The sequence below is a fragment of the Brevibacillus schisleri genome, assembly GCF_055685845.1.
In genome coordinates this window covers 1,001,547-1,016,808 of record NZ_JBVNDM010000001.1, presented here as the reverse complement: position 1 = coordinate 1,016,808, position 15,262 = coordinate 1,001,547, and the positions used below count along the sequence as shown (strand labels likewise).

General features: G+C 48.9%; 19 protein-coding genes, 1 pseudogene and 1 riboswitch. Of the genes and pseudogenes, 7 read left to right on the top strand and 13 right to left on the bottom strand.

Annotated features, from left to right (window positions below; genetic code table 11):
- Positions 1 to 28 precede the first annotated feature (28 nt).
- The 10 genes and pseudogenes from ACUUHJ_RS05095 to ACUUHJ_RS05050 form a co-directional block, all read right to left on the bottom strand.
- Entirely contained in the window at positions 29 to 592 is a 564-nt protein-coding gene (locus tag ACUUHJ_RS05095) for a hypothetical protein (protein WP_472298395.1), read from the bottom strand.
- Positions 589 to 1,077, bottom strand: coding sequence for a YbaK/EbsC family protein (locus ACUUHJ_RS05090; protein WP_056490471.1), 489 nt, complete (start codon positions 1,075 to 1,077; stop codon positions 589 to 591). The genes ACUUHJ_RS05095 and ACUUHJ_RS05090 overlap by 4 nt, the downstream gene beginning before the upstream one ends.
- Positions 1,074 to 1,811: an MOSC domain-containing protein gene (locus ACUUHJ_RS05085; protein WP_289676266.1), complete on the bottom strand. Its 738-nt coding sequence runs from the start codon at positions 1,809 to 1,811 to the stop codon at positions 1,074 to 1,076. The genes ACUUHJ_RS05090 and ACUUHJ_RS05085 overlap by 4 nt, the downstream gene beginning before the upstream one ends.
- Positions 1,812 to 1,836: 25 nt before the next feature.
- On the bottom strand, positions 1,837 to 2,634 hold the full coding sequence (locus tag ACUUHJ_RS05080) for an NAD kinase (protein ID WP_289676265.1): 798 nt from the start codon (positions 2,632 to 2,634) through the stop codon (positions 1,837 to 1,839).
- Positions 2,635 to 2,736: 102 nt separating this feature from the next.
- The gene (locus tag ACUUHJ_RS05075) at positions 2,737 to 3,186 is read right to left on the bottom strand and encodes an NUDIX domain-containing protein (RefSeq protein ID WP_289676264.1); all 450 of its coding nucleotides are present in this window, start codon (positions 3,184 to 3,186) and stop codon (positions 2,737 to 2,739) included.
- 95 nt (positions 3,187 to 3,281) lie between these two features.
- On the bottom strand, positions 3,282 to 3,680 hold the full coding sequence (locus tag ACUUHJ_RS05070) for a YugN-like family protein (RefSeq protein WP_289676263.1): 399 nt from the start codon (positions 3,678 to 3,680) through the stop codon (positions 3,282 to 3,284).
- Positions 3,681 to 3,831: 151 nt separating this feature from the next.
- Positions 3,832 to 4,629: an LSm family protein gene (locus ACUUHJ_RS05065; protein WP_472298394.1), complete on the bottom strand. Its 798-nt coding sequence runs from the start codon at positions 4,627 to 4,629 to the stop codon at positions 3,832 to 3,834.
- Positions 4,630 to 4,717: 88 nt separating this feature from the next.
- Positions 4,718 to 5,821 carry a glycine oxidase ThiO gene (gene thiO, locus ACUUHJ_RS05060; RefSeq protein WP_472298393.1) on the bottom strand — a complete coding sequence of 368 codons (1,104 nt, stop codon included), beginning with the start codon at positions 5,819 to 5,821 and terminating at the stop codon, positions 4,718 to 4,720.
- 547 nt (positions 5,822 to 6,368) lie between these two features.
- Positions 6,369 to 6,485, bottom strand: a riboswitch (TPP riboswitch).
- A gap of 64 nt (positions 6,486 to 6,549) precedes the next feature.
- Positions 6,550 to 6,774: an excisionase family DNA-binding protein gene (locus tag ACUUHJ_RS05055; RefSeq protein ID WP_306299208.1), complete on the bottom strand. Its 225-nt coding sequence runs from the start codon at positions 6,772 to 6,774 to the stop codon at positions 6,550 to 6,552.
- Between the two features lie 15 nt (positions 6,775 to 6,789).
- Positions 6,790 to 8,139 (bottom strand): annotated as a pseudogene (locus ACUUHJ_RS05050) (glucose-6-phosphate isomerase); the annotation flags it as partial.
- Between the two features lie 210 nt (positions 8,140 to 8,349).
- On the opposite strand from ACUUHJ_RS05050, the gene ACUUHJ_RS05045 reads away from it, so the two are divergent.
- From ACUUHJ_RS05045 to ACUUHJ_RS05035, 3 genes are read left to right on the top strand one after another with little or no spacing between them, the layout of a single operon-like run.
- Positions 8,350 to 9,627, top strand: a complete 1,278-nt coding sequence (locus ACUUHJ_RS05045; RefSeq protein WP_173627867.1) for an efflux RND transporter periplasmic adaptor subunit — start codon at positions 8,350 to 8,352, stop codon at positions 9,625 to 9,627.
- Between the two features lie 26 nt (positions 9,628 to 9,653).
- Positions 9,654 to 10,373, top strand: a complete 720-nt coding sequence (locus tag ACUUHJ_RS05040; protein WP_472298392.1) for an ABC transporter ATP-binding protein — start codon at positions 9,654 to 9,656, stop codon at positions 10,371 to 10,373.
- Entirely contained in the window at positions 10,370 to 11,557 is a 1,188-nt protein-coding gene (locus ACUUHJ_RS05035) for an ABC transporter permease (protein ID WP_472298391.1), read from the top strand. The genes ACUUHJ_RS05040 and ACUUHJ_RS05035 overlap by 4 nt, the downstream gene beginning before the upstream one ends.
- 77 nt (positions 11,558 to 11,634) lie before the next feature.
- Here the strand turns inward: ACUUHJ_RS05035 and ACUUHJ_RS05030 are convergent, their stop codons facing one another.
- The 3 genes from ACUUHJ_RS05030 to ACUUHJ_RS05020 are packed head-to-tail and all read right to left on the bottom strand — an operon-like array spanning position 11,635 to position 12,281.
- Entirely contained in the window at positions 11,635 to 11,811 is a 177-nt protein-coding gene (locus ACUUHJ_RS05030) for a hypothetical protein (protein ID WP_007724726.1), read from the bottom strand.
- A gap of 48 nt (positions 11,812 to 11,859) precedes the next feature.
- Positions 11,860 to 12,006 carry a hypothetical protein gene (locus ACUUHJ_RS05025; protein ID WP_007724729.1) on the bottom strand — a complete coding sequence of 49 codons (147 nt, stop codon included), beginning with the start codon at positions 12,004 to 12,006 and terminating at the stop codon, positions 11,860 to 11,862.
- Positions 12,006 to 12,281 (bottom strand): DUF3886 domain-containing protein, encoded by a 276-nt coding sequence (locus ACUUHJ_RS05020; RefSeq protein WP_289676257.1) that lies wholly within the window; start codon positions 12,279 to 12,281, stop codon positions 12,006 to 12,008. Before ACUUHJ_RS05020 ends, ACUUHJ_RS05025 begins: the two co-directional genes overlap by 1 nt.
- 98 nt (positions 12,282 to 12,379) lie before the next feature.
- Between ACUUHJ_RS05020 and sspK the strand changes: the two genes are divergently transcribed.
- The 4 genes from sspK to ACUUHJ_RS05000 all read left to right on the top strand — a co-directional run bounded on the left by sspK (position 12,380) and on the right by ACUUHJ_RS05000 (position 15,107).
- Positions 12,380 to 12,511, top strand: coding sequence for a small acid-soluble spore protein K (gene sspK, locus ACUUHJ_RS05015; protein ID WP_007724732.1), 132 nt, complete (start codon positions 12,380 to 12,382; stop codon positions 12,509 to 12,511).
- A gap of 613 nt (positions 12,512 to 13,124) precedes the next feature.
- Positions 13,125 to 13,481 (top strand): DUF3905 domain-containing protein, encoded by a 357-nt coding sequence (locus tag ACUUHJ_RS05010; RefSeq protein ID WP_142498342.1) that lies wholly within the window; start codon positions 13,125 to 13,127, stop codon positions 13,479 to 13,481.
- Positions 13,482 to 13,624: 143 nt separating this feature from the next.
- The gene (locus ACUUHJ_RS05005) at positions 13,625 to 13,927 is read left to right on the top strand and encodes an iron-sulfur cluster biosynthesis family protein (RefSeq protein ID WP_016738886.1); all 303 of its coding nucleotides are present in this window, start codon (positions 13,625 to 13,627) and stop codon (positions 13,925 to 13,927) included.
- A gap of 67 nt (positions 13,928 to 13,994) precedes the next feature.
- Entirely contained in the window at positions 13,995 to 15,107 is a 1,113-nt protein-coding gene (locus ACUUHJ_RS05000) for a site-2 protease family protein (RefSeq protein WP_472298390.1), read from the top strand.
- The last annotated feature ends 155 nt before the right edge of the window (positions 15,108 to 15,262 follow it).

Below are 15,262 nucleotides of genomic sequence, written 5' to 3'. Positions count from 1 at the left end.
CCTGCCAACCACTTTTTCATTTTCAGCATCATAATTTTTTCGGAGCTTCTAATTTCACAGGGTCAACCATTACTTTTATATGTGCTGACGTTCCTTCGATCGTTACTTTCACATCGGAAACAACCATTTCTTTTGGCGTTTTTGCAATGTTGGTAACCGCAACGAATTGATCCAGCTCTGGAGTCCAGGTAAGTCCAGTAGCTTGAATCATCGCCTTCACTGTATGAACGTCAGGTACCCCTTCATACATGATACCGTCTATTGTTTTTTGATCACCGCTCAGCATAACGCTTACCCATATCGCTTTTTCGTTTGCCGCATTTTCTTGTTTTGGATAATAAAAGCGGTAGTAATTCGTTTGCTTGTCCAACTCAAGCTGAAAAGGAAGAGTATGAATTCCTTTCACAGCTAAATCTTCTTTGATTTTGTTGTACTGACTCAGGTACGTTTCTGTTGTCATCTCTTTAAATGAGGAAGCAGATTGGGAGATGTTATTTCCAATGGCTGTCGTTTGGTTTGACATTCCGAGCATGGAAAGACCCGCGACTACGACAATGGCTACTACTGCGATGGAAACTGCAAGCTTTTTCATGATGCGCTTCCTTCTGCCGAAGCCGCATCGATTTCCTTTGCCCCTGTCATTTCCAACAGTGCTTCATAAGAGACGGGTAAAAGCGATTCTGCTATACCAGCAGCCGTATAAACCACAGAAAAGCGTTTCAAGGATCGATCCACATAGACAGGTACTTCTTCCTGCAAAGCAAACGGACAAACTGCTCCGACACGGAAGCCTGTCATTTTTTCTACCTCTTCCGGCGTAGCCATCTTTGGCTTTCCTTGTCCAAATGCTGCCTTCACTTGCTTGGGATGGACACGTACATCGCCTGCTGCCACAAACAAGGCGAACTGCTCATCCACCCGAAACAAGATTGACTTTGCGATTTGTCCGATCTCGACACCTAATGCCTGTGCAGCCACTTCCGACGTAGGCAACGGCTGTTCAAACAAAATTGGCTCGATACTCGAATCATAGCGTTGTACATAGCTGCGAACCTTTTCTAAAGGGCTAGCGATCATTCCCCGTCACTCTCCATCTCCACTAAAAAAACGTCATCGCCTTGTGACACACTGCCAGTCGTGACAACTGAAGCATAAACACCGAAGTGATTGTTGTGCCGCTTGACGCATGCCTTCAATACGGCAGGGGTCATCGCCAACGTTTCCGGGTCGATATTGACATATACACAGCGCTCGCAATGCTTGTTGATTTGCAAGGTCACATCATTGATTTTGATCTGCTTGCCCAGCCATTTGTCTTCGGCGAACGGCTCATCATCCTCCAGGACAACGACCAAATTCCCCCGAAAGCGTCGTGGATCTACCTGTTCTGCGTCAATCTGCCGCGCAATCTCTCGAAGAGATGCATCCGTGACCAGCAGAATGTGATCTTCCCAGTTCACGCCGCCTTCATGCGGATTACTAATCATAGGCGTAACGGAGCGCTTCGCCGTCTCCGCGACATGGGCAAATAAGGCATCATCCCACGTATGTACACTGCCGTCTCGGGCTTCAATCCGAATCGGCGGGTACGCCTCTTTTCCTGTCCCTTCGCTCATGCTGGCATGATACCCGATTAAAGCGGGCACAACATCCGCACTGAGATACTTACCTTGACGAGCATTATCCAAAAAATAATAGGCACGGTCTCCATACAAGCCAAATTCATCGACCGTACTGGATGATAGCTCTTCCCCTCGCATCCCTTTGACAGGATGACGGAAAATGGTCTGCAGTGTTCCTACTTTTTTCATTTGGTTCCCCTCCCCAACGCTTTCTCTATCCGGATATAAACGAATTGCGAACCCGCCCCCAAAACGTCAGTCGCTTGTAGCGAGCGAATTTCACTTTGTCAGGTCCCACTCGGCAACGAATGGAACACACATCTTTCCACACTGCCTGCTCGCGGTCCAAGCCAATCATAATCTCAGGATTCATGACGATCAGCTCTACTTCATGATGCTTCGGCAATACGAGCGAGCTGTTGATCGTCCGATACGCTTGATTATTAATCGAAGCGATCTCGGACAACTGAATCGCCTCAATAGACGGATGAACAATCGCTCCATCCACCGCCTTGTTGTAGGCTGTACTTCCTGACGGTGATGAAACGATCAAGCCGTCACCGCGAAATGTCTCCAGCTCATCGCCATTTATATAGACGCATGTCACCAAGGTAGACAAATTCGCGTTGCGCAAAACCATTTCATTCAACGCCCACTTTTCATACTGCTTGCCATCTCTTGTGCTAATCCTGCATTGGACCGTCGGGTATTCCGCGATCAGAGGCTCATCGTTCATCAGACGCTCAACAAATTCGTCCAGCTCCTCGGGACGCCAGTCCGCATAGAAGCCGAGATGTCCCGTATGAATCCCCACATAAGACGGCTCGATTCCGTATTGATGGACAGCCTCCAAAAGTGTCCCGTCTCCCCCGATGGACAACACCATATCCGGGTGCTCACCTGGTCCCTTCACAAAGGTAAACGGGCTATTCGCTGCATGCAGCTTTTCTTTTAATGCTTGTTCCACTTCTCGTGTATAATCGTCATTTCGCAGTACAGTCGCAATCTTCATGCTGGTCTGCCCTCACTTTTATCCTTACAAGCGGTCATGTACGCTCTGGTGTTTGTCTTCACTATACCATAGGAAAAATCGACTTGCATAAAATCCCACCTGTCACCAGTGGTCACTCTTAAAAGACTGCATGCGATACTGAGATAAACGCCTCTCTGTAGCTGGTGATATTTCCTGAGGAAGTTCATCCCAAGCAAAAAAGCGCATTTCCGCTACTTCTTTGTCATCCTTATGCAATTCTTGGCCAGGTGTGAGGTCGACATGATACAAGGCAATGTGGTCACGTTTTCCTTCCCGCTCACTGTAAAACAGATGGCAGAGGGTAAGTACGTCTGCTCGTATCCCGCACTCCTCCCACAACTCCCTGCGAGCAGCTTCCCCAAACGACTCTCCTCGCTCTACCCCTCCCCCCGGCAAATACCAGCCATGGACATACGTATGCCGAATTAACAAAACTCCCTTTTCTTTATCCGTTACAATGACACGGACACCCAAGGTGAGAGGCTTGCGGATTTTCCAATACCATTTCGCCACTGCATGGTACCAGGCCATATTTCCACCTCGCTTTTTCCATGTGCTACCATTCTTTAGTCACCTATATTTTCCCTGCTATGAACAAGAAAAAACAGGCCTATCGGCGGCCTGTCTCACGCGAGGCGATTCTCCAGCTCTTTGACAACCGCCTCTGCTTTTCGAATCCATCTCGAATCAATCTGTGCGTCTTTGTCTACCGGCTCTTGAAACTGATTCATCAAACCCGAAGCGAGCGCCTCCGTGTAGCCAATATCTTCTTCTACCCCAGTCTGGTACACATGCCGGATCACAAACGGTCGCCCCAGTTCCAGCCATGCATCCGGGCTATCTAGCTCGCCTTGCAATACTTTTACAGGCAAGCGCAAATAGACCATGTTTTTATCATCCAGCGCCCGGTCGAAGTACCCTTGCTCATAATCCCAGTTGGATAATGTAAAATGCGGCTGAAGCGCTTCACGAAAATAGCCAAATGTCGCCCGCGTGCCTGGCAAGCTGCTGTTTATTTGTTTCATCGTCAATCCCTGCCTTTGTTTATACTATGAGAAACGTCCACCTTTTGTTCGTAGTGTGTGACAAAAGGCGAGGTTGTACTCTCACATCTACAAAAAGCAGCAAGCCTCCTAAGCCTGATGGCCTTGAGAGGCTTGTAAGAGTTCCCCACCATTAAATCAAGACAATTGTCAGGAGTGTAAAGAGTGCCAATGGAATGATTCTACGTCCGTTCCGGCATCTTCTACGTCTTCTCCCTTGGACTTTTGGCAAAATATATGGCGGTGGGGGTGGTGGCGGCGGCGGACAAAAAAATGGCGGATACGGCGAGAATGGTGGAAATGGCGATAGATTTTGCTCCCACGGACTTACCTGCGGTTTCTGCTCGCTATACGGACTGACTTGGGGAGCGGGACGGTTACTGCTGCTGTACGGGCTGACTTGGGGGGCGGGACGATTGCTGCTGCTAAACGGGCTGACCCGTGAGTTGTTGGAACTGCCGAAAGGACTTACCTGACTGTATGGATTGAACTCATCGCCATAAGGACTTACCTGCGGATAGTATGGATTGCTTCCATATGGACTGAGATCGCCATAGGGAGGATAACCTGCATACGGATTATAGCTCACATATTGAAAGTAATAATCAGGATACTGCCCCCATCCTCCATACGGCTGCCGATGCGCCACTTCCATTACTTGATAAGGATTGTAGTCCTCATAGTTCTCATAATCATACTCTTCGAAAACTTCTTCTTCCTCCGCATCCTGGTCGACAACTTCTACGTATACGTTTTGATCATCATAATCGACAATGACGCCTTCAAACACTTGCCCGTCAAGTGCTTCGATGCGCACTTTTTTCTCCACGTGCTCCTTGCAGATGTTGTGCACATTTTCTCGCATATCCTTTAACAGGCTGACAAACTGAATGTCAGCCTGATACAGGTTTTTTTCAGAATCAGACTGCATGGAAACTCCTCCCCTTCTGGTGTTTCTTTATTACCATATACAAGTGCCCATGGGGAGGTTACCGGAATCTAGGCGTGACTAGCCCAATTTATAGAAAGCGGGCAGGTAAAAATGGCAAAAGGCGCTCCGTCTCCCCTTTTTCCACAAAGTCTGCCATCGCTTTTGCAGTGACAGGAGAAAGCAGGATACCATTGCGAAAATGTCCGCCTGCGATCGACAGTCCTTCCCAGCCAGGAACGGGGCCCAAAAGCGGCTTGCCATCTTGTGTCGCAGGTCGAAGTCCCCCCCACGCCTCCAGAAAGGTAGCGGAGTGAAGCGCAGGAACATACGGCATGGTCCCTTGCAAGATACTCGCTAAACCTGCCATTGTAACGTCTCGCTGGAAACCACTCTCATCCTCAGTCGCACCAAGGACAATTTTCCCATCCTTTTTCGGGGTGATGTAGCCTGTCGTTCCGAAAATCACTGTTCGTAATGGAATGCCCACGGAAGAAACGGCCGCAATCTGCCCGCGTACAGGGCGAATCGGCACGGAAACACCCAGCATCGCAAGCATCATTCCAACCCACGCTCCCGAGGAAATCACGGTCTGTGTGGCACGTAGTGACCCTGAAGAGGTCTCGATTCCGATCACTTTTCCGCCTTTCACGGCAATCCCGCTTACCACACAGCCTGATAACAGCTTCACTCCTTGCAATTGGCAAGCAGTAGCCAAGGCGCGAAGAAGCATTCGATTGTTGATGTGTCCTTCGTACGGCGAGTAGATGGCCGCCTGCACTTGATCGGTCAGAAGCGGCTCTATCTCCTTCACTTGCGCTGTATTCGAGAGCCAGTGCACAGCATGGCCCGCTTCTTTTTGCCAACGGTACTTGTCGGCGAGCTGTTGGACTTCCTCCTCATTTAACGCGACGGTCAACAACCCATCCAGGCTTAGTTGGACGTCTCCACCACTCCATTCTTCCAGCTCTGCTGCCCATTCCGGGTATAGCGCAAGCGACTCCATGCCCAAATCGAGCATCGGTCCAGGTGCTGTGAATTCTTTCAAAGGAGCAAGCATTCCTGCCGCAGCAGAAGACGCCTGCCCTCCCCATTCGCCCTGCTCAACCAAAGTCACGCTCACCCCGCGCTGTGACAGCTCGTATGCCAAGCTCAATCCGATAATTCCTCCACCCACTACCAGACAATCACTCATCTTTTTTCTCTCCTCACCATGTTGATTAAATGCGTCTTGAACGTTGCTGTTGTGGCGTGGAGGAAACAGGAGAAAACGCTCAGATTCTAGGGCCACCCGCTGTGGGACCCTCTGCCCGACTCCATGCAAAAAGCGAAACCGCGTCCAAAGTGGTATCTTCAAGGATGTGTATCAGAGGTGGACGCTTAAGAACGTGTTTCGCTTTTTGCATGGCGTCTCGGTCGGTGTCCCTAAGATCTTCGCTTTTTTCTCCTGTTTCCTCTACGAGCTTTTTGTGTTATCCGATTCCTAAAGATTTTTAATTAATGAAGAACGCAATTAGTTACGCTAGAGAAGAATATTTCCAGAAGCGGCTACCACTTTTGCGTTTCCCCGCGAATCCCTTCGGAGCGGACAGTCCCAGCCCCCAGCAGGACGGAGCCTGGAGCCTAGACTGGAAATATTCTTCTCTCCCCTACAGCCACATGTCTTCATAACAAAAAGCCCACCAGTTCCCGAGCAGGAAAAGGTGGGCTACATGCGCATAGGTAACAATCAAGCGAAAAGCGCTGTCTGCCGGCAACCGTATCCCTGCGCCGGCATGATCCGGATCAGGTGCAATGGGTCGATGGTCGATCGCTTCCATCCTCTCAGCCCCGCATGAAGGACTCCCCAAGTTGCTTGTTCATTATGATATTCCTTTGTAAGTATAGTCCTGTTTGCAGCTATCTGACAAGCACGTCCCCTGGTTAATCCTCATCCTTCACATCGTAGCTCTCCGGAATCGGTTCATGACGCGCGGCATCCTCGAACTCCTGGAGCTTGCGAATTTCCTCCAGATGATGATTGAATTGCTCTTTATTAATGATGTACTCATTGCCGTCATGAACAGCACGGATGCGTCCCTGCTTGATTTTTTCCATAATAAACGTCTCAGGAAGCTCCAAATAGGCGGCTGTCTCCTCAACGGTCAAATACGTTTTATTCTCGCGCAATCTTGCCTCCAGTTCCGCTTTCTGCCGCTCGTAGCCCGGCTTGCCCAGCAAGGCAAACATATTGGCCTTGTACGCCTCCACCCCTGGCTGATCAAACGGATTGACGCCTAGCAAATAGCCGCTGATTCCGCATGCCTTTTCAAAAAAGTAAATCAGTCCACCGAGATAGTAAGCTGTCGCCTCCGGTATTTCCACAAGCAGATTCGGTACACCGCCGTCCACATGAGCCAGCACCGTTCCCTCGAAAGCCTTTTTATTGACATACCCCATTCGTTTTCCAGTCAAAAAATTCAATCCATCGACGTCAGCGGGATCCTCCTGGACAGTCAAATCAACAAGGGGCTTCGTCACAGACAGAACGGTCTCAAACAAATGCCTCATGCCGTCCTGTATGTATTGACCCAACGAATGCAAGTCCGTTGAAAACTCGGCAGAAGCCGGAAAAATTCCTTTGCCATCCTTGCCTTCCGATTCCCCAAAGAGCTGCTTCCACCACTCCGCAAAGTAGCGAAACTGGGGTTCATAGCTGACCAACAGCTCCACTGTCTTACCTTTTCGATAGAGTGCATTGCGAATCGCCGCATACTGATAGCATGGATTATCGCGCAAATCCATGACCATGTAGCATTCGCGTGCATCCCTGGCCCCTTGCATGAGTGCATCTACGTTCGCCCCGCTTACAGCGATCGGCAACAATCCAACCGCAGTCAGAACTGAATATCGCCCACCGATATTATCCGGAATGACAAAGCACGCATAGCCCTCATCATCCGCCAGCTTTTTCAGGGCTCCTCGCTGCTTATCCGTCGTAATGTAAATTCGTTTTTTGGCCTCTTCACGTCCGTATTTCTTTTCCAGCCATTCCCGAAAAAGTCGAAACGCGATAGCGGGCTCTGTAGTCGTGCCCGATTTTGAGATGACGTTGACGGACACATTTTTTCCTTCTATTACGTCCATCAGATGAGAGATATAAATCGGACTAATATTGTTGCCCACAAAATAAATCTCTGGAAAACGTCGCTTGGACTTCGGCAGCAAATTGTAAAAGCTGTGACCCAAAATGTCAAGCACCGCTTTTGCCCCGAGATACGAGCCTCCGATGCCAATCACCAGAAGCACATCTGAATCCGATTGAATCCGAACTGACGCTTGGCGAATTCGCTCATACTCATCCCGGTCGTATTGTTCCGGCCAATCGACCCAACCAAGATAATCCTTGCCGGGTCCAGTCCTTGAATGAAGCATTTGATGCGCCATTTCGATCGCTGGAGAAAGCTGCTCCCACTCATGCTGTTTGACAAAGGCTCGAGCGTTGGCGTAATCAAAACGAATCGTTTTGTTCATAGCTCCCCTCCGAGGAACGTCATCTCATCTTTATCTATGATATCACGGCAATTGGCGGCAAAGAACTTCCCGATAAAACGTATCAAAATGCATTTAAATGTGTCCAAAATGTGAGCATTCGGCGTTTTATGTTACCTTTTTCCAGCACTACCGTAAAACCCTTTTGAGCAATGAAATAATATGGTTCTTACCAAAGCAAGGAGAATGAACATGAAAAAACGATGGTGGATCATCGGTTCCGTCGTAGTCCTCCTGGGCATCGGGGGCGTTGCGTTTTCCATGATGGGATCGCAACAAGCTATGGGAATGCCTGTCAACATCGGCGCACCAACGAAATCAGCTTTGGAAAGCAAGGTTTTGACATCAGGGCTCGTCACCGTAGAAGACAAGCTCAAACAGTACGCCAACGTCACTGGAACCTTACGTGAGTTTGTCGTCAAGGAAGGAGACAAGGTGAAAAAGGGACAAGTGATCGCGAAAATCGACACGTCCGATGTCGATAGCCGAATTCTCGAGCTGGAAGCGCAAATGGAATTGGCCAAAGCCAACCTCGCCAAGGCACAAATCGGCAACGAACCGGAAGAAGTCGCACAGGACAGAGAACGCGTCTCCCAAGCCCAGCGTGAATACGATGCGGCAAAGCGGGAATATGACCGGATGAATCAATTATTCACTTCTGGCGCTTCTACCCAGCAAGAGCTGGACAAGTTGAAATCACAAATGGAAAGTACCCTATCTACGCTGAATGTCGCCAAGCAACAGCTCGCTCTCAAGCAAAAGGGGCCACGCAAGGAAGACATTGCCGCTCAGCAAGCCCAAATCAACAAGCTAAATGTAGAAAAAGCACAGTTGAATAAAGAACGTGTCCAAAGCGTCGTCGTAGCACCTATGGATGGAACCGTCATTGGCGTTGCAGCTGATAACGGTCAATACGTCAACAAGGGAACAGAAATCTTGACCCTTGCCAATCTGAACAATCTGTTGGTTGAAGCAGATATCAACGAATCCGATGTCAATAAGCTCAAAATCGGTCAATCTGCCACGATTGAAGGCGTGACACTCGGAAAGAAAAAGCTGAATGCGGAAGTAGCGCGCATCTCTCCAACCGCGATCACTACTGCCACCAAATCGGGGCAAGGTGAAAAAACACGCGTCAAAGTTACCCTCAAGCCATCTGGAGATCTATCTGCTTTGAAGCCTGGCTTCCATGTGGACATCAACATCTCCGTCGAAAAAATCGATAATGCCTTGCAAGTGCCAATCGAAGCTGTACAGCAAGATGCTGACGGCAGCACCTTTGTTTGGGTATCTGACAATGGTGTGGCGAAAAAACAGAAAGTCCAAACCGGTATGGAAAATGAGTTGTTCTCTCACGTCAAGTCTGGACTTAACGGTGATGAGCAAGTGATTCTTGGCCCTGTCGAATCCCTGACTGAAGGAACACCTGTCATGCCGATGAGTGGCGGCGGCGCACCAATGGGCATGTAACACGTAAAGAAGGAGGTCAGCCGACGATGCTTCATGTAGAAGGCTTGACGAAAGCATACAAGACGGGTGATACCGTACTGCCCATCTTAAAAGGTGTCTCCCTGCTGGTGGAACAAGGCGAATTCGTTGCCATCATGGGGCCATCAGGATCAGGGAAGTCGACATTTATGAACATGCTAGGCTGTCTGGATCGTCCAGATTCTGGCTCGTACATGTTAGACGGCATTGAGGTCAGCAGCTTGAAGGATACGGAGCTCGCCGTTGTTCGCAACCAAAAGATCGGCTTTGTGTTCCAATCGTTTAATCTACTCGCCCGCTCTTCCTCCTTGCACAATGTAGAGCTGCCGATGTTGTACGCCAATGTCAGTCGTTCAGAACGGCGCAAGCGGGCTACAGAAGCACTCAAGCGAGTGGGACTGGCTGAACGCATGGATCATAAACCAACCCAGCTATCCGGTGGTCAAAAACAGCGTGTAGCAATTGCTAGAGCACTGGTCAATAAACCAGCCATCCTGTTGGCAGATGAACCCACGGGAAATCTGGATAGCCGCTCTGGAGTCGAAATTATGGCCATGTTTCAGGAGCTGCATGCGCAGGGCGTTACGATCATTCTGGTTACCCACGAATTGGATATCGCCCAGCATGCTGAGCGGATTGTGACTTTCAAGGATGGCGTGATCATTCGGGATGAAAATGTTACGGAGCGAATTTTCTCCAAGCCGTCTAACGAGGTGATTGTCACATGAATTTTATGGAAAGCTTTAACACCGCCGTAGAAGGTATTTGGGCGAACAAAATGCGCTCGATCTTGACCATGCTCGGGATCATCATCGGGATTACCTCCGTCATTGTCGTCACGGCACTCGGTGAAGGTGGACAAAAAGCCATCAACGAAGAGATGGAAAAGTTCGGGCAAAACACGTTTAACGTCTTCATCAATTGGGAGACAAAAGAAGAGATAGCTTCAGAAGATATGACCGTGGAAGATACCGAGGTACTCGGCAGGATTAGTCCTGCCATTGAATACATCGTGCCTTCCAACTCCAGTACGATTGATTTGAAGGGCCCGAAAAAAGAAGAGCGCGTCAACCTCACTGCCTCCACTGCTGACTATTTTTCGATGCAATCAACCTTGAAGGTGGCAAAAGGGCGACTTTTCAACGAGGTCGATGACAAAGAGCAACGCGCTGTCATCGTTCTAGAGGAAGCTCTTGCTCAAAAGCTGTTCGGTCAAATGAGCCCGATTGGTCAGCGTGTTCGCTGGGGAAATCAATCTCTCGTCGTAATCGGGACGTACACGGAAGAGAAGTTCAAGTTTGATATGGCAACGAGCTATGGAGCGATTATTCCCATCCGTTACGAAATGAGCTTGCAGGAAGAGCCTTTTGTCCAAATGATCATGGGAAAAGCGATCGACAAAGCGTCTGTCGACCCAGCCATGCAGCAGGTCAAACAGTACTTGAGCCGCAAGCATCAAAAGGAAGACCATTACAGAGTTCGCAGCATGCAGGAATCGATGGATCAGTTTAATCAAATGACGGGCACCTTGACGCTGATCTTCAGTATCATCGCAGGTATCTCCCTCGTGGTTGGCGGCGTCGGCGTGATGAACATCATGCTCGTATCCGTGACAGAGCGTACTCGGGAAATCGGGATTCGCAAAGCATTAGGGGCACGCCGACGAGATATTTTGATTCAGTTTTTGATTGAATCGGTCATCGTCTGCTTGATCGGTGGATTGATCGGGGTGTTGTTCGGCCTTGGTATCGCTTCGATCATTGCCTATTTTGCACAGTTGCCGCCGCTTATGTCCTGGAACAGCGTGTTTATCGCATTTGGCTTCTCCAGTGCCATCGGTATTTTCTTCGGCCTCTATCCGGCCAACAAGGCAGCCAAGCTCGATCCAATTGAAGCACTGCGCTACGAATAATGAAAAATGGCTAGCCATTTTTTCTTTCCTTGAAGAAAAAACAAGCACCTGTAAGCTCTCTGGCTACAGGTGCTTGTTTATGTTGGCAACGTATCCGTTACCAGCTTCAAAAGAAAAAAAAGCGCAATCCCCACGCTCGCGACCGTCCACCAGAGCGGCTTGCTGTCAGCCTTTTCTGCCTTGTAGATCCCGATTAACTTCCAGGTCCCTACTGCCACACACAAGAGGCTAAACAGGAGCAGGATTGTCCCCATGACCTCCCTCCCCTCACTCCTAGCTATATGGGAATGAGAGAGAAAAAATCACTTCTTCGGGTCCTTTTTGCCCAATCGACCGAGGACCATCCGGCCCCGTTCTTTTATGGACTCGTCCTTGATATCTTGTTGACGCTTTTTCATCAAACCGTTTTTGGAAGTATCCGGTCGGTCCGTTTGCCGTCCATCACGCATTAGCTGTACTTGCCTCCGCCTTTTTTCTCGTAATCGTTCAAAAGCTCAGCAAAGCTCTTGTTGCGCTCGCGCTCTTCCTGCTCACGGCGCTTTTGTTCAGCTGCTTCCCTTTCTTTGCGCTCGCCTTCTGTCTTCATGTCTTTTTCAAGCTGCTTGAGTGCTCCGAGCGCATCTGCATTCAGCATATCCTTCAAACTGTTCAATCCGCTTTTCGCGTCTGTCGTAGTCGTTGTCTCTGGTTGACGCTGTTGTGGTTTTCGTTGTTTTTTTGCCATTTGAAATTGCCACCCTTTCCCTATCCTCATTCTGTCCTCATTCTCTGGCCCCATCCGGGTCATACTATCTTCATCTTTCACAAAGAGGAGGACATCACATGGTTCGTAACAAAGAAAAAGATTTTGGAAAAACCGCTGAAATCCGAGGACCCAAAGCCCAATCCGAGGCTGTCCGTTCTGACGGCTCCATTAATAGTGAACCACAAGAAAGGCTAAAAGAAAACCGCTAACAAAAAAACCGCCGGGCAGCCATTATGCTCGGCGATTTTTACTCTTTCTAAAGTTTGATGAGTCTAGGGGGACTGGAAGAGAGAATCATTCTTGAGTATGCAATTGAAGGGAATGTTTCTTTGGTTGCGGACAAATTAAACAAAGAAGGGCTCAGAATAGGAAATCGAAAATATATCAGCAATGACATTTCCGCAGTGCTAAAACAAAAGCCTATGGATGCTCTCCATCAAATCGTGAAAAAGTCCTTTGAACATAATAAGGCTGGACTACGGTATTTTTGAGGTTCTTATCCAAAGAACTCGAGGGACGAAAAGCTAAGAAAAACGGAGCTAGAGCGAGATCGTGTTTTTGGGCCCAAAAGTGCCGTTTGTCCACGATGGGAGGACATTTCGAAGGATTTTTCTCCAGCCCCCAAATGGTGTACACAGAGAACTATCTAAACGAAGTACGTAATGATATTAGCGGACCTCAATAAAAAATGCAGCCCACTCTCTTGGGAGTTTTTTAGCATATGCAGTTGGGTCTCTTTTGGGCTGGGCGCAAGCTCCCTTCCAAAACCGAATAAGGGGTCAGTGACTGATGCATGCTATGGGATAAAAGGAGGTCCTGATGATGGATAACGAGAAGCAAAAGAACGATCAGACGAAGGATATTTCCCTCGATGGGACGCTGCCGCATCAAATCAGTGCTCCTGACTTCAAAAACTCGTCCCGTACGATTCAAAAGCCATTCGTCAATGAGTTCGGAGTCGTCATCGGTGACAGCTTGTACGAGTCCAAGGAATCTCCCCTACACAACTGGAGCACAGAAACCGACCCCTCCATCATGTCAGGGGATGAGTGGGTACATCCGACCAATGACATTGGCTGGAACTCGATAGAAAACCGTGAGCTCCTCGAGGATCAAGAAGAACCAGATAGAGCGCGTTTTATGCATCCTACCCTCGACGTGAGCAAAGGTAGGGACTAATACCAGCTTTTTCATGCAAGCCCGTTCGGCAGAGGCACTTCTGACCGGACGGGTGTTTTTGGATTGCGCTTGCACCTTGAGTCTCGGGACACTACTCTGACTTGTGTTACAATGGAAGACAAGTAGCAGAAAGGAGCTAGTCCATGAGTATCACACTTGCGATAGAGCCAGCGTTTTCCCTTGCCTATCAACGTTATGCCGGGTTTGTACCTGGAGATACACTTCGATTATATGTACGAACAAGCGGCCCCGGGACCGGTGGCATGTTTTATGCGATTGAAAAAGATGAGGCCCTCACCGATGATGCTGTGTTTGAAGTAGAGGGGTTGCGATTTGTCATTCGTCCAACTGATTTCTGGTATTTCGACGGGGGACAACTGAGCTACAATCCGCTCTATGGCGAGTACGGCTTTCACTTCACTAATCCTCGTCTGGATGGCAACTAGACAGAAACTTCTATCTGCTTGATTCGTAAGAAAGAATATCTGCCTATATCTTCTGGGAGGAAAAACAATGAAAAAAAGCCGTTCAGTCCTTTTGGCGATCGGTGCTTTCTTACTTGCCAATTTAAAATGGATACTTAGCTTACTGAAGTTTTCGAAATTCGGAACCACCATTATATCCATGGGAATTACCTTGTGGGCGTATGCCGCTTTTTACGGATGGAAATTCGCCGTAGCTCTCGTCTATCTGATCTTCGTCCACGAAATGGGGCATGTGATTGCCGCCAAACGAAAAGGAATCGCCACTTCACCCGCTGTCTTTATTCCTTTTGCGGGAGCCTTCATCGCCATGAAGGACATGCCGCGTGATGCAAAAACGGAGGCGTACTTAGCCTACGGCGGACCCTTGGCGGGAATGATTGCTTTCTTGCCTGCCCTTCCGCTGTATTGGTATACGCAAGACCCTTTCTGGGGGTTGGTTATCTATTTGGGCGCCATGCTCAATTTATTTAACCTTCTGCCCGTCTCCCCGCTGGATGGCGGCCGAATTGTTTCGGTATTGTCGACGAAGATTTGGTTTATCGGGTTAGTCGGGCTGGGGGTAATGCTGTTCGCCAACCCAGGACCGATTACTGTGATCATTTTCATCATCGGCTTGATTACGTGGTACAACCGCCTACGTGGCAGCTATCAACAAAAGCTCCTGCAATACGAGCGTGAAAGGATTGCAGACTTCCAGCAAAGTATAGCCAAATGGCCCGCGCTGGAATCGACATGGGATGTTCGCACGCAAATGAATGCCGAGGTAAATGCGATCAATCAGGAAGATTTGAAGAAATTTTACGTTCCATTTGTGCAGGACAAACAACGCCTTCAGCGTGACTTCAAGCGACTCGATAAAGTGTATGTGAACAGAAAATGGGAACTGTTCAGACTGTGGGAACGAGAGCCTGTTCTGTATTACAATTCGGACCCGAACCGACCGATCCCATCTGATACTCTTCGTGATGGAGAGCGTGTGGCGCAAGAGAGGTTAACCGAACTAGATGAGCAAATGCACCAGCTCACTACGTACTACGATGCACCTGCCTCTACGAAGTGGAAAGTGTTAGTTGCCTATCTCGGTCTCGCTGCTGTACTGTCAGCGTTTTTCGTCTACGCCCAACAAATACTGCACAGGTAACCGCTTGCACTCTGCGTTGCTTGACAAAAATGGATGCCTATCTGCGGCCTTCTCCGAGCGCAAAAACGTGCGCTACGGTTATCTGAGGATCGCTCTTGCCGACCAAAAGGGCAGAAACGCCCTCTATGGTGGTATATCGCTTTTGTACGTTCCAC